Annotated in this window: 14 protein-coding genes and 1 pseudogene; 8 read left to right on the top strand and 7 right to left on the bottom strand. The window is 64.5% G+C overall.

The annotated features are described in order from the left end of the window. The first annotated feature begins 212 nt into the window (after positions 1 to 212). Positions 213 to 356 (top strand): hypothetical protein, encoded by a 144-nt coding sequence (locus BLS26_RS36620; RefSeq protein ID WP_244541823.1) that lies wholly within the window; start codon positions 213 to 215, stop codon positions 354 to 356. 6 nt (positions 357 to 362) lie between these two features. Here BLS26_RS36620 and BLS26_RS02735 read toward each other — a convergent pair whose 3' ends face one another. Then, the gene (locus BLS26_RS02735) at positions 363 to 839 is read right to left on the bottom strand and encodes a helix-turn-helix domain-containing protein (protein WP_092508212.1); all 477 of its coding nucleotides are present in this window, start codon (positions 837 to 839) and stop codon (positions 363 to 365) included. Between the two features lie 113 nt (positions 840 to 952). Between BLS26_RS02735 and BLS26_RS02730 the strand changes: the two genes are divergently transcribed. Together BLS26_RS02730 and BLS26_RS36205 are read left to right on the top strand one after the other, a co-directional pair. Further along, the gene (locus BLS26_RS02730; RefSeq protein WP_172804530.1) at positions 953 to 1,726 is read left to right on the top strand and encodes an SDR family NAD(P)-dependent oxidoreductase; all 774 of its coding nucleotides are present in this window, start codon (positions 953 to 955) and stop codon (positions 1,724 to 1,726) included. Between the two features lie 189 nt (positions 1,727 to 1,915). Further along, on the top strand, positions 1,916 to 2,074 hold the full coding sequence (locus tag BLS26_RS36205) for a hypothetical protein (RefSeq protein ID WP_092508208.1): 159 nt from the start codon (positions 1,916 to 1,918) through the stop codon (positions 2,072 to 2,074). Positions 2,075 to 2,149: 75 nt separating this feature from the next. Here the strand turns inward: BLS26_RS36205 and BLS26_RS02720 are convergent, their stop codons facing one another. Then, positions 2,150 to 2,758, bottom strand: a complete 609-nt coding sequence (locus BLS26_RS02720; protein ID WP_092508206.1) for an FMN-dependent NADH-azoreductase — start codon at positions 2,756 to 2,758, stop codon at positions 2,150 to 2,152. A 99-nt stretch (positions 2,759 to 2,857) separates the two neighbouring features. Between BLS26_RS02720 and BLS26_RS02715 the strand changes: the two genes are divergently transcribed. Beyond that, a complete protein-coding gene (locus BLS26_RS02715; RefSeq protein ID WP_092508204.1) occupies positions 2,858 to 3,259 on the top strand; it encodes a helix-turn-helix domain-containing protein in 402 nt (133 codons plus the stop codon). On the opposite strand, the gene dprA is transcribed toward BLS26_RS02715, so the two are convergent. Further along, positions 3,260 to 4,384 carry a DNA-processing protein DprA gene (gene dprA / locus BLS26_RS02710; protein WP_092508202.1) on the bottom strand — a complete coding sequence of 375 codons (1,125 nt, stop codon included), beginning with the start codon at positions 4,382 to 4,384 and terminating at the stop codon, positions 3,260 to 3,262. Positions 4,385 to 4,505: 121 nt separating this feature from the next. Between dprA and BLS26_RS02705 the strand changes: the two genes are divergently transcribed. After that, positions 4,506 to 5,744: an amidase gene (locus BLS26_RS02705; RefSeq protein WP_092508200.1), complete on the top strand. Its 1,239-nt coding sequence runs from the start codon at positions 4,506 to 4,508 to the stop codon at positions 5,742 to 5,744. Between the two features lie 91 nt (positions 5,745 to 5,835). Here the strand turns inward: BLS26_RS02705 and plsY are convergent, their stop codons facing one another. The 3 genes from plsY to BLS26_RS02690 all read right to left on the bottom strand — a co-directional run bounded on the left by plsY (position 5,836) and on the right by BLS26_RS02690 (position 8,813). Then, positions 5,836 to 6,429: a glycerol-3-phosphate 1-O-acyltransferase PlsY gene (gene plsY, locus BLS26_RS02700; protein ID WP_092508198.1), complete on the bottom strand. Its 594-nt coding sequence runs from the start codon at positions 6,427 to 6,429 to the stop codon at positions 5,836 to 5,838. Positions 6,430 to 6,554: 125 nt separating this feature from the next. Further along, a complete protein-coding gene (locus tag BLS26_RS02695; protein ID WP_092508196.1) occupies positions 6,555 to 7,856 on the bottom strand; it encodes a dihydroorotase in 1,302 nt (433 codons plus the stop codon). 3 nt (positions 7,857 to 7,859) lie between these two features. Further along, positions 7,860 to 8,813 carry an aspartate carbamoyltransferase catalytic subunit gene (locus tag BLS26_RS02690; RefSeq protein ID WP_092508194.1) on the bottom strand — a complete coding sequence of 318 codons (954 nt, stop codon included), beginning with the start codon at positions 8,811 to 8,813 and terminating at the stop codon, positions 7,860 to 7,862. Between the two features lie 257 nt (positions 8,814 to 9,070). Between BLS26_RS02690 and BLS26_RS02685 the strand changes: the two genes are divergently transcribed. From BLS26_RS02685 to BLS26_RS02675, 3 genes are read left to right on the top strand one after another with little or no spacing between them, the layout of a single operon-like run. Beyond that, a complete protein-coding gene (locus BLS26_RS02685; protein ID WP_371360772.1) occupies positions 9,071 to 9,820 on the top strand; it encodes a M15 family metallopeptidase in 750 nt (249 codons plus the stop codon). Positions 9,821 to 9,839: 19 nt separating this feature from the next. Then, entirely contained in the window at positions 9,840 to 11,483 is a 1,644-nt protein-coding gene (locus BLS26_RS02680; protein WP_092508192.1) for an acyl-CoA dehydrogenase family protein, read from the top strand. 34 nt (positions 11,484 to 11,517) lie between these two features. Then, on the top strand, positions 11,518 to 12,291 hold the full coding sequence (locus tag BLS26_RS02675) for a CPBP family intramembrane glutamic endopeptidase (RefSeq protein WP_092508190.1): 774 nt from the start codon (positions 11,518 to 11,520) through the stop codon (positions 12,289 to 12,291). Here BLS26_RS02675 and BLS26_RS35470 read toward each other — a convergent pair. Beyond that, a pseudogene (locus BLS26_RS35470) lies at positions 12,288 to 12,389 on the bottom strand (IS5/IS1182 family transposase); the annotation flags it as partial. The gene BLS26_RS02675 and the pseudogene BLS26_RS35470 overlap by 4 nt on opposite strands. Positions 12,390 to 12,542 lie beyond the last annotated feature (153 nt).

Raw genomic sequence — 12,542 nt, 5'->3', positions numbered from 1 at the left:
GGAGGCAGGGGATGCGACTTTGTATGGATAGCGTTGCAAAATACGTCCTAGAGTTGTGGAAATAAACCGGCTATTTCTGGATCTATATTGTGTTGGATTGGGATGCCGATTTTTTGAGCAAGGCACGGGGCGGCCGGAAGCGTACGGCTTCGGGTGGATCGCGGCGATCTTCAACGGAGGAAGGCGGCGGGGAGGGCGGCCCTGACGAGGCCGTGGCCTTCATTGCGGAAACCGTCGCCGAACTGGCCAAGCTGGCGAAGAACCACCAGCTTGAAGTCCTCAGCCACCTGCTCGGCATGGCGCAGCTCGAGGCGGAAGAGCGGATGCGGACCCGCAGCAAGCGCAAGCTGTCGTAAGCGCTGCTACGCCATAACCTGTTGGCCAGGCTCTCCGGGCTGCCGCGGCTTCAACGCCGTATCCGCCTGTGTCAGCAGCCTTCCGTCGTCGGAATAGAGTTCGAGCTTGCGCACCGGCCGGCCGTTTTCCTTGTCGACCAGGATGGTGGCGATCTCCTCGGGGTGCGCGTCGAATTCCTCGCTCCATTGCCGGAGCGCCACCAGAACCGGAAATACGCCGCGGCCCTTCGGCGTCAGCAGATATTCCTGGTAGGCGCTGCCGTCGGAAGCGGGAGCCGTTTTCAGGATGCCCTGATCGACCAGCGCATGCAGCCGCACCGTCAGGATGTTCTTGGCGAGCCCCAGTCGCTTCTGGAATTCGCCGAAGCGGCGGCTGCCAAACAATGCCTCGCGAATGATCAGCATCGACCACCAGTCACCGATCGCGTCCAGCGATCGTGCGATCGGGCAGTCGTCGCGCTCAAAGCTCGTCCGTTTCACCATGGCTACCTCCTGGCGAGACAGCAGGACCGATCACGGTCTTGTGTGGTTGCATTATAAAACCAGATACCCTAGCTAAGCAACCTAGTTTAATAATGCAACCGACGGAGACTATCATGAGGCTGGCCAACAAGACGGCGTGGATTACCGGGGGCAATGCCGGCATTGGGCTGGCCACCGCACGGGTGTTCGTGGGGGAGGGCGCCAAGGTCCTCATGACAGGACGAAACAAGGCGACGCTGGAAGCTGCGGCCAAGGAACTCGGCCCGAACGTGCTCGCTGTGGTCGCCGACGCGACCGATATTGCCGCCAACGACGCCGCGCTGAAGCAGGCGGTCGCAAAATTCGGCAAGCTCGATATCGTGTTTGCCAATGCCGGCATCGCTGGTCCCACACCGGTCGGCGGCACCACGCTCGAGGCGTTCGAGACTGTCATTCGGACCAATCTCACCTCGGTGTTCTTCACCGTGCAGTCGGCGCTGCCGCATCTCAACGACAAGGCTTCGATCATTTTGAACGGATCGGTGATTTCCGTGCTCGGCATTCCCGGCCAATCGGCCTATGCCGCGGCCAAGGCCGGCGTGCGTGCGATGGCGCGCTCGATGGCGTCGGAATTGTCGCCGCGTGGCATCCGCATCAATGTCGTTTCGCCCGGCGCGATCCGCACCGCGATCTGGGGCCCTGCGGTCGCGACCCCGGAGGCCGAGAAGGCGTTCGAGAAGCGGATTGCGTTGTCGACGCCGCTCGGACGGTTGGGCGAACCCGATCAGGTAGCGAAGACGGTGCTGTTCCTTGCTTCCGACGACGCCTCGCACGTCCAGGCCCAGGAACTGTTCGTCGATGGCGGCTCGACGGCGTCGCCGAGCGGCGCGCCGATCTATCGCGGATAAGTCTCTGCTAAATTACCGAAGCCGGTCAGTGCCATCGGGTGAAGAATGTTTCACCGGTTGCGCTGACCGGTTCCCTCGTCTTGCGGACGTATTTTTGCAGTGCGCTCAAAATCATTGAACCTTCGTAGCGGGTGCCAACACTCTCCATGGAGCGGGGATTTTTGACTACGGAATCATTGGAGAGCAGTTATGCCGAAAGCCGCCCACATTTCTAAACCGATTGCCGCTTCCTCGACGTCAGAGAATTCAGATAATGATCAATTGGTTTCAATCGCATTGTTCTCAGGCGTCGGTCTTTTGATCTCGCTCGTTGCCGTTATCACGGGCGTGCAGGGCATCTGGTACTGATTATCCTTCGTCACGTGACACGCGCCTGCTGCTGTCGTCAGGTAGCAGCAGGCGGTGTCGACACGATACTGCCTGCTATGCTGCGTTGAGGCTGCCCGCAGCCTTCAGCGCGTCCGCCACCGCCTTCTCGCGATGCTCGGGGCCGACCTGGATTCCGTCGGCGGAAATGAATTCGGGATTTTTTACGCCGATAAAGCCGAACACCCAGCGCAGATAGGTTTCCAGATGTTCGCCGACCGCAGCCGGCGTACCCGCGCCATAAAATCCGCCGCGCGAGATCGCGACGATGACGCGCTTGTTGCCGGCGAGACCTTCAACGCCCTGTGCGCTGTATTTGAATGTCTTGCCCGCCACCAGGATACGGTCGATCCACGCCTTGAGCTGGCTCGGAATCGTAAAGTTGTACATGGGCGCGCCGAGCACGACGACGTCGGCGGCCAGAAACTCCTCCAGCACGGCCTGGCCGGCGGCGATGTCCGGTTGCAGCGACGCCTCGGGCACGGCGCCCTGACCGGCGGCCAGATGAGATCCCGACAGATGCGCCAGCGGCGTCAGCGTCAGGTCGCGATAGCTGACGTCGAGGTGAGGGGTCGACTTGCGCAGGCGGTCGACGATCGCGGCGGAAACCTGGCGGCTGACGGAGTGGGGGCCCAGCACGCTGGAGTCGATATGCAGAAGTTTCATGGGTGTCACCCTTGTTGGTATAAGTTTGTAACTGGCGCTATATGAGTGACCACCTATATTTCCCGCAAGAACGCACAATTTTGAAACCCGAGCACACTCTTGAAACCCGAGCACACCCATGTGCCTGTCCTGCCGCCCAGTCCGCACCAGGACAGCGACTGCCGCGGCGTCGCCTCGATCCTGGCCCGGGTCGGCGACAAATGGAGCGTGTTCGTCATCATGATGCTTGGTGATGGCCCGAAGCGCTTCAACGAGATCAAGCGCATGATCGGCGGCATCTCGCAGCGGATGCTGACGCTGACCTTGCGTGGTCTCGAACGGGACGGCCTGGTGACGCGAACCGTATTCCCGACGATTCCGCCGCGCGTCGATTACGAACTCACCGATCTCGGACGCGGCCTGTCGAAACCAGTCGAGGCGCTCGGCAAATGGGCGTTCGATCACCGGGTCGAGATCGAAAGCGCGCGGACGAAATTCGATGGTCGAAATGACGCCCGCTAATTAGATCAGCGACACCAGCCCGCCGCCATGACGTTCCAGCCGTCCGGCCAGCTCGAGTTCGAGCAACACGGTGCGTACGATGGTGGGCGAGGCGCCCGACATCCGGATCAGATCGTCGAGGCTGACGGGGCTCGGCCCGAGCAGGTCGGTAATGCGGGCGCGTTCGCCGGCGCCGGCGTCGAAATCCAGCGGCTCATTGTCCGGTTCGCTTGCACCAAACGTCATCGGCCGCTCCATGATCGGCGTCACCGCGTTGATGACGTCGGCGGCTTCCGTGGTCAGCGTCGCACCCTGCTTGATCAGGTCGTTGGTCCCGGCGGCGCGCGGATCGAGCGGCGAGCCCGGTACGGCAAACACCTCGCGGCCCTGTTCGGCGGCCATCCTTGCGGTGATCAGCGACCCTGAACGATGCGCGGCCTCGACCACGACGACGCCCAGCGCCGCGCCGGAAATCAGCCGGTTGCGGCGTGGAAAGTCGCGGGCGCGCGGCACATGGCCGAGCGGCATTTCCGAAATCGCGCCGCCATGGTCGAGCAAGGCGGCCAGCAGATCCTCATGTTCGGGCGGATAGATCCGGTCATGGCCGCCGGCCAGTACGGCGACCGTGCCGGTCTGGATCGTCGATCGATGCGCGGCCTGATCGATGCCGCGCGCCAGCCCCGATATGACGACGAAGCCGGCGTCGCCGAGATCGCGCGCCAGTTGGCTGGCGAATTTCAGTCCGGCGCCGGACGCATTGCGCGAGCCGACGATCGCGATCATCGGCCTTATCAGGACGTCGGGCGAACCGCGCACGCGCACGCCGAGCAGGGGAGGCGCGTCGTCGAGTGTCGCCAGCCGCGGCGGATAGGCGGCCTCATTGGGGGCGACCAGCAAGACGCCAATTCTCTTCGCCGCCGCGAGTTCAGCGCGCGCATCCTCTTCGCTGCAGATGCGACCGCTGCGCGCCGCACCCCCGCGCCGCGCCAGATCGGGCAGGCGTTCCAGCGCCGTACGCGCATCGCCGAAATGGTTCAGCAACGAGCGAAATGTCCGCGGCCCGACATTGTCGGACCGGATCAGCCGCAGCCGGTCGATCCGGTCGGCTTCGGTGAGATAGAGCGGTTGGGGCGTCCGGTCATGCATGCGGCGACAGCTTTGCCCAACCGGAGATTGCGATCAACCTGTTTGACTGTACAGAGTGCCTGCTTGCCCCGCCCCAAGCCGCTCCGTAAAACCTGTTCCGCCATCGCAGGAACCATTGCCCATGATCTCGCTCGCCGACCTTCAGCGCCGCATCGCCACGGGCGATCTGTCCGCCGATGCCGCGATCGCCCAGTCGCTGGAAGCGATCGGCGCGCAGGACAAGACCATCGGCGCCTTCGTCTGCCGCGCCGACAATGTGAACGCGGCGACCGCCGGCCCGCTGCGCGGCATTGCCGTCGGCATCAAGGACATCATGGATACCAGGGATTTCCCGACCGAGATGGGCTCGCCGATCTATCGGGGGCACCGGTCACGCGGCGATGCGGCCGTGGTGATGATGCTGAAGCAGGCCGGCGCCGGCATCGTCGGCAAGACCACGACCACAGCGTTCGCCTCAACCGATCCGACCGCCACGCTCAATCCGCATAACCACGGTCACACGCCCGGCGGATCCTCATCGGGTTCGGCGGCGGCGGTCGCGGCCGGCATGATCCCGCTGGCGCTGGGGACGCAGACCGGCGGCTCGGTGATCCGCCCGGCGTCGTTCTGCGGCGTCGCCGCGATCAAGCCGTCCTACCGCCTGCTGCCGACGGTCGGCGTCAAATGCTATTCGTGGACGCTGGATACGGTTGGCCTGTTTGCGGCCGGTGTGCGCGACGTCGCGCACGGGCTGGCCGCCATGACCGGGCGAGCCGAACTGCTGCCACAGGCGTCCGTTTCGACGCCACGCATCGGCATCGTGACGCAGGATTTCGCCGGTGCGCCGGACCCATCGGGCGGCGAGGCGCTGCGGATCGCAACCAAGGCTGTCGAGCGCGCCGGAGCCTCGGTGCGGGCGCTTGAATTGCCCGACATCGTTGCCGAGGCGTGGCGCCTGCATCCGGTGTTGCAGGAATTCGAGGCGCATCAGGCGCTGGCCTGGGAGTATCTGGAAAATTACGACGCGATGGCACCGCTCATTCGCGCGCGGCTCGACGAAAGCAGGGGCACGCCGCCCGCCGCCTATGACGAGGCCATGCGAATTGCAAGCCGCGCGCGGCACGCACTGGCAAAGGTGTTCGAAGAGGTCGACGTGCTGCTGACCCTGTCCGCGCCGGGCGCCGCGCCAAAGGGATTGGGCTCGACGGGGGACGCCCGCTATAACCGGCTGTGGACGCTGATGGGCGTGCCCTGTGTCAACGTTCCCGCTTATGTCGCGGACGGTGGATTGCCGGTCGGCGTGCAGGTCATTGCGCGATACGGCGCGGATGCGGAAGCGTTGGCGGCGGCGCGGTTTGTCGAAGAGGCGCTCAAATCGTAGGGCGGATTAGGCGAAGGCGTAATCCGCCGAAGAGCATTGCCGCGAAATTGGCGGATTACGGCTTCGCCTAATCCGCCCTACAATGCCGTACTTACTTCGCCCCGATCTTGCTCTCCGTGCCGGCCTGCAACCGCTTGATGTTCTCGCGGTGCGCGTAGAACATCAGCAAGGTCATCACGACACACAGCGACGCCAGCGCCGGGTGGCCGAACCACCACAGGAACAGCGGCGTGATGAACGCCGCGACCAGCGCTGACAGCGACGAGTAGCGGGTGGCGAAGGCAATGGCGAGCCACATCACGCAGAACACGATCGCCGCCGGCCAGAACAGTCCGATCAGCACGCCGATATAGGTCGCGACGCCTTTGCCGCCTTTGAATTTGAGCCAGACCGGAAACAGGTGGCCGAGAAAGGCGCCGAGCGCCGCCAGCATCGCCGCATTGGGGCCGGCGTAATAGCCCATGATGACAACCGCGATCGTGCCCTTGAGCGCATCGCCGAGCAGCGTCGCCACGGCGAGGCCCTTGTTGCCGGTGCGCAGCACGTTGGTGGCGCCGATGCTGCCGGAGCCGATCGAGCGCAGGTCCTGCGTGCCGGCGAGTTTGGTCAGGATCAGTCCGAACGGGATCGAGCCGCAGAGATAGCCGAACCCGAACGCGACGACGAGAAAGGCGTCAGACGTCATAGCTGTTGCCCCTGTCGCTACAAATTTCCCGCGCATCGCAGACTCTGTTTGACGCGTTTTCTTGACGCGAACCGGTGCCCACCCCGGATCGGGTCCGGGGCAGGCTTTCGCTTGAAAACGCTTTGCTAGACATGCTCATAGACCGTCCGTCCGCCTACAATAGTACGCACGACGCGCCCGGAGAAGCGGGCTTCGTCGAACGGCGTATTTTTGCATTGCGACTTGAGGTCGGCGGGATCGAGCACCCAGGGCGTATCGGGGTCGATCACGACGAGATCAGCCGGCGAACCCGCGCGAAGCGTCCCGCCGGGCAGGCCGAGCAGTTCGGCCGGACGGGTCGACATCGCCCGGATCAGCGTCTTGAAATCCATCTCGCCATTGTGAATGAGCCGGAGCGCCGCCGGCAGCATGGTCTGCAGGCCAACCGCGCCGGAGGCCGCCTCCGCAAACGGCAGCCGCTTGACCTCGACGTCCTGCGGGTTGTGATCGGACATCACGACGTCGATCAGTCCGGAGGCAACCGCTGCGACCAGCGCGAGGCGGTCCTCCTCGGTGCGCAGCGGCGGCGACAGCTTCAGGAATGTCCGGTAGGGGCCGATGTCGTTTTCGTTCAGCGTCACATGGTTGATCGACGCCGAAGCGCTGACGTCGAGGCCGGCGTCGCGGGCCCGCTTGAGGATTTCGAGCGACTCGACACAGCTCAGCGATGCCGCGTGGTAGCGCCCGCCGGTCAGCGCCACCAGCCGCATGTCGCGCTCCAGCATCACGGCCTCGGCGGCATTGGGAATGCCGACCAGGCCCAGCCGTGCGGCGAATTCGCCCTCGTTCATCACGCCTTCGCCGACGAGATCAGGGTCTTCGGTGTGGTGGACGATCAGCGCGTCGAAATCGCGCGCGTAGGTCAGCGCCCGGCGCATCACCTGCGCATTGGTGACGCTGCGGTCGCCATCGGTGAAGGCGACGGCGCCGGCGGCCTTCAACAGGCCGATCTCGGTCATTTCCTCGCCGCGCATCCCCTTGGTGAGCGCCGCCATCGGGTGGATGTTGACGATCGCGGTGTCGCGGGCGCGGCGCAGCACGAAATCGACGGTCGCCGAATTGTCGATGACGGGCGAGGTGTCCGGCTGGCAGATGATGGTGGTGATGCCGCCGGCCGCGGCCGCCTGGCTTGCCGAAGCAAAGGTCTCGCGGTGGCTGGCGCCGGGCTCGCCGACAAAGGCGCGCATGTCGATCAGCCCGGGGGCGACGATCATGCCGGCGCAATTGATGATGTCGGTACCCTCAGGCACGCCGGCGGCGCCGATGCCGCGCCTGGCATCACGGATCACGCCGTCGGCAATGAGGACGTCGCCGGGGCCGTCGAAATCCCTGGAGGGATCGACGACGCGGGCGTTCGCAAGCAGGATCGGGCGGCGGTCTGTCAGCATGATTTAAGCGTTCGGCAGGTTGCGGGCGAGCGCTTCGAGCACCGCCATCCGCACCGCCACTCCCATTTCCACCTGTTCGCGGATCAGCGATTGCGCGCCGTCCGCCACGATCGAGTCGATCTCGACGCCGCGGTTCATCGGGCCTGGATGCATCACCAGCGCGTCGGGCTTGGCGTAAGCGAGCTTCTTCTGGTCGAGGCCGAAATAATGGAAGTATTCCTGGCTCGACGGCACGAAGGAGCCGTTCATGCGCTCGCGCTGCAGCCGCAGCATCATCACAATGTCGGCGCCGTTGAGGCCCTCGCGCATGTCGCGCGCGACCTCGACGCCCATCCGCTCGATGCCGCGCGGCAACAGCGTCGAGGGCGCCACCACGCGGACGCGGGCGCCCATGGTGTTGAGCAGCAGGATATTGGAGCGGGCGACGCGGGAATGCATCACGTCGCCGCAGATCGCGATGACGAGGCCTTCCAGCCGGCCTTTGTTACGGCGGATGGTCAGCGCGTCCAATAGCGCCTGGGTCGGATGCTCGTGGGCGCCGTCGCCGGCATTGATCACGGATCCGTCAACCTTGCGCGCCAGGAGTTCCACCGCGCCGGAGGCGTGATGGCGGACCACCAGGATATCCGGGTGCATGGCGTTGAGCGTCACCGCCGTGTCCATCAGCGTCTCGCCCTTGCGGATCGAGGACTGCGACACCGACATGTTCATGACGTCGGCGCCGAGGCGTTTGCCCGCCAGCTCGAACGAGGACTGGGTGCGGGTCGAGGCCTCGAAGAACAGGTTGACCTGGGTGCGACCGCGCAACGAGGTGCGCTTTTTGTCGACCTGGCGGTTGAGCTCGACATATTCCTCGGAAAGGTCGAGCAGGCCGGTAATATCGGCAGCGGAAAGCCCCTCGATTCCCAGCAGATGCCGGTGACCGAGGACGAAGGTCGATTTCGATACAGGGGTCATTAAAGCGAGAGCTATAGGCAGAGATGCCATGCGGGGCAAGCGCGAATAAAGCGGTTCCGAGTTATCCCCCGGTCTGTCGCCGCGCAGGGTAAAGAGGGGTGGCCTCGCAATTTCTCTCCGTCATGCCCGGGCTCGTCCCGGGCATCCACGTCTTCTGTACAATTAACCGTAAAAAAGACGTGGATGGCCGGGACATAGGCGAGCGGAAGCGACGCCGTCCTTCAGACGGCTATGCCGGCGATGACGGCTGAGAGCACATGATGAAAGCAATTGTGATCACGCTTGCGTTGCTTGTGTCAGCCTCGCAGACCGCCGCACAAAGCCTGCCCGCCGGCTTCGCCTACCTCCGCGACATCGATCCCTCCATCATCCAGGACATTCGCTACGCGGGTGCGAACAATTTCATGGGCCGGCCGCTGGCGGGCTATGGGACAGCCGAGTGTGTCGTGAAGCGCGAAGTCGGGCTGGCTCTCAAGACCATCCAGCAGGAGCTCGCCCGGCAGAGACTGTCGCTGAAAATGTTCGACTGCTACCGGCCGGCGCGCGCCTCCCACGACATGGTGTTGTGGGCGCAGAACGGCCGCGAGACGGCGGCCGAGCGGCGCTATAACCCCGCCTTCCGCAAACAGGAGCTGTTCCGGCTCGGCCATATCGCCGAGCATTCCCAGCATTCCACCGGCGCCGCACTCGATCTGACGCTGGTGGACCTCGCCGCCGACAATTCAGCCCGGTTCGATCCGGCCAAGGCCTATGCCGACTGCACCGCGCCGGTGGAGGCGCGCTCCCCCGAAGGCAGCGTCGACATGGGCACCGGCTACGACTGTTCCGATGCGAAGGCGCATACGGCGGCATCCCAAATCACGCCGGCGCAGCGGAAATGGCGCAATCTCCTGGTCGCTTCGATGTCGAAGCAAGGCTTTGTGAACTATTCGAAAGAGTGGTGGCACTTTTCCCTGCCGCGGGCAGGCGGGCAGGCCTATGATTTCCCGATTCCGCGACGCAATTGATTCCGGATCGTCAGGACCCATGAGCCAGGCATCATTCGCGACCCACGAGGTCTTCAACCAGTCGCCGCCGTTCGAAGACGTCGACCTGTTTATGATGGACCGGCCGCTGATGGACGCGGTGGCCGCCAATGGCGGCGCGTCGGCGCAGGACGAACTTTCCGATTTCGGCCGGCATTGGGGTTCGGCCGCGATGGCCGAGCGGGGCCGCGTCGCCAACGAGAACACGCCGAAGCTGCGGACCTTCGATTCCCGCGGTAATCGCCGTGACGAGGTCGAGTTTCATCCGGCCTATCACGAGCTGATGGCACATTCGGCGCACGCCGGCGTGCACAATTCGACCTGGAACGCGGAGGGCCAGCCCGCCGGTGGTGCGTCGGAAGTGATCCGTGCCGCCAGGTTCTACATGGCCGCCCAGGTCGAGACCGGGCACCTCTGTCCGATCACGATGACACGCGCCTCGGTGGCAGCACTGGCGGAGCAGCCGGATCTGCTGGCGAGGGTGATGCCGGTACTGGGAACGCGCGCCTACGATCCGTCTTTCGCGCCGTGGTGGACCAAGCGCGGCATGACGCTCGGCATGGGCATGACGGAAAAGCAGGGCGGCACCGACGTTCGCTCCAACATGACCCGGGCGGAGCGGGACGGCAGCGCCTACCGGATCACCGGGCACAAATGGTTCATGTCGGCGCCGATGTGTGACGCCTTTCTGGTGCTGGCGCAGGCTGACGAGGGACTGAGCTGTTTTCTGATGCCGCGCTTTGCGCCCGACGGGTCAATCAACGCGATCCGGTTTCAGCGGCTGAAGGACAAGCTCGGCAACCGCTCCAACGCCTCCTCCGAAGTCGAATTCACCGGCGCCTATGCCGAGCGTGTCGGCGCCGAGGGCAAGGGCATCCGCACCATCATCCAGATGGTGCAGCTGACGCGGCAGGATTGCGCGATTGCCTCTGCCGGCCTGATGCGGTCGGGACTGGCGCATGCGCTGCATCACGCGCGCCATCGCCGCGTGTTCCAGAAGCATCTGGCCGATCAGCCGCTGATGCAGGCGGTGCTGTCTGACATGGCGCTGCATGTCGAGGCCTCGATCGCGCTGGTGATGCGGCTGTGTCGCGCCTTCGACCGCGCGCCGGCTGACATCAAGGAGGCCGCCTATATGCGGCTGCTGACACCGGCGATCAAATACTGGGTCTGCAAGAGCGCGCCAGGCTTCCTCTACGAGGCGATGGAGTGCCTCGGCGGCAATGGCTATGTCGAGGAGGGCATTGTGGCGCGGCATTACCGGGAGTCGCCGGTCAATGCGATCTGGGAAGGCTCGGGCAATGTGATGTGTCTCGACGTGCTCCGCGCTCTGTCGCGCGAGGCCGACGCGGCGCTCTCCGTGCTGCGCGATCTGGCCGGGCAGACGCAAGGCCTGTCCGGTGCCGCCGAGGCGGTCACCTTCATCGGCAAGACGTTCCGCCGCGCCGACGGCGAACGCGTGGCGCGGCTCGCCGTCGAGAAGCTGGCGCTGCTCGCCGCTTGCGCCGCGCTCAACGCGGTGTCGCCCCGGCATGCGGAACTGTTTGCCATGACGCGACTTGCCGGGAATCACGCCAGCATGTACGGCGCCGTCGACCTTCCAGCCGGCGATGTCGGCGCCTTGCTGGAACGGGCGTTGCCATGACGCCACCGACCGAAAACACAATGGAAGTCATTTGATGGATTCCCTCAATCTCGAAAGTCCGCCGCTCATCGTCGCACCAGCGGAACGTCCGCCGCGGATCTGGAAATTCTGGGGGACGGCCCTGTGGGGCCTGTTCATCTTTGCCGGCATGTTCGCCGGCCAGCTCGGAGTGATCGGCTATTTCATACTGCGGCAGGGCGGTCCCTTCGACATGGCTACCGCGGTCCATGTGGTCAGTGGTGGCCTGACGATAACCCTGTCGGTCATCATGGGATTGCCCGCAGTGCTGGCGGCGGCGTGGATCGCGATCAGGCCAACGCGCACGCCGTTTGCCGATTATCTCGGCTTGCGCTGGACGTCGTGGGGCAATTTCCTGCTCGGCGTTATCGCGCTCGCCGTGCTGGTCGGCGGCTGGGATATGGTGTCGCGCGCGCTCGGTCGCGAGGTAACGCCGGGCTTCATGGGCGACGTACTGAAATCGGCGCAAGCCGACGGCGCGCTATGGCTGCTCGTGATCGCGTTCTGCATCGCGGCCCCGATGTCGGAGGAAATCCTGGCGCGCGGCTTTCTTTATCGCGGCTGGTCGGAATCGCGGCTCGGAGTCGTTGGCGCCATTATCCTGTCGTCGGCGGTGTGGACCGCGATGCATCTGCAGTACGACTGGTTCTTCTTCGGCGAGGTGTTCTGCATCGGCCTCTTGCTCGGCTATCTCCGCCACCGCAGCGGATCGACCTGGCTGACCATCGTCATCCACGGCCTCAATAATTTCGCGGCGACCGTGCAGACGTTCTGGCTTGCCGGCAACTAGCGCGTGGACTCACCGGCACGCAGCCAGATTCGGATTGATGCAAGTTTGACGAACGCCAGATAGTTCGTTGCGAGCTTGTCGTAACGGGTTGTGAACCGCGAACGCTCTGAATTTACTCCCGCTTTCGGCAGCATGGCGGACGTGGCCTAGCTTGCTGTCGGCCCGTCGGCGTCGCAAATGACCCGGAGCGGATATTGGGTCAGAGAAACCTGTAATATCTTCTGCTGGGGGACGATGACGGCTTCGGCTGT

This window comes from Afipia sp. GAS231, assembly GCF_900103365.1.
GTDB lineage: Bacteria > Pseudomonadota > Alphaproteobacteria > Rhizobiales > Xanthobacteraceae > Bradyrhizobium.
This window is presented reverse-complemented; position numbering and strand designations above follow the sequence as displayed.

Excerpts from the sequence above, each read along its gene's own strand:
- BLS26_RS02735 (WP_092508212.1), bottom strand. The coding sequence starts at position 839 with ATGGTGAAACGGACGAGCTTTGAGCGCGACGACTGCCCGATCGCACGA.
- BLS26_RS02730 (WP_172804530.1), top strand. The coding sequence starts at position 953 with ATGAGGCTGGCCAACAAGACGGCGTGGATTACCGGGGGCAATGCCGGC.
- BLS26_RS36205 (WP_092508208.1), top strand. The coding sequence starts at position 1,916 with ATGCCGAAAGCCGCCCACATTTCTAAACCGATTGCCGCTTCCTCGACG.
- BLS26_RS02720 (WP_092508206.1), bottom strand. The coding sequence starts at position 2,758 with ATGAAACTTCTGCATATCGACTCCAGCGTGCTGGGCCCCCACTCCGTC.
- dprA (WP_092508202.1), bottom strand. The coding sequence starts at position 4,384 with ATGCATGACCGGACGCCCCAACCGCTCTATCTCACCGAAGCCGACCGG.
- BLS26_RS02705 (WP_092508200.1), top strand. The coding sequence starts at position 4,506 with ATGATCTCGCTCGCCGACCTTCAGCGCCGCATCGCCACGGGCGATCTG.
- plsY (WP_092508198.1), bottom strand. The coding sequence starts at position 6,429 with ATGACGTCTGACGCCTTTCTCGTCGTCGCGTTCGGGTTCGGCTATCTC.
- BLS26_RS02695 (WP_092508196.1), bottom strand. The coding sequence starts at position 7,856 with ATGCTGACAGACCGCCGCCCGATCCTGCTTGCGAACGCCCGCGTCGTC.
- BLS26_RS02690 (WP_092508194.1), bottom strand. The coding sequence starts at position 8,813 with ATGACCCCTGTATCGAAATCGACCTTCGTCCTCGGTCACCGGCATCTG.
- BLS26_RS02685 (WP_371360772.1), top strand. The coding sequence starts at position 9,071 with ATGATGAAAGCAATTGTGATCACGCTTGCGTTGCTTGTGTCAGCCTCG.
- BLS26_RS02680 (WP_092508192.1), top strand. The coding sequence starts at position 9,840 with ATGAGCCAGGCATCATTCGCGACCCACGAGGTCTTCAACCAGTCGCCG.
- BLS26_RS02675 (WP_092508190.1), top strand. The coding sequence starts at position 11,518 with ATGGATTCCCTCAATCTCGAAAGTCCGCCGCTCATCGTCGCACCAGCG.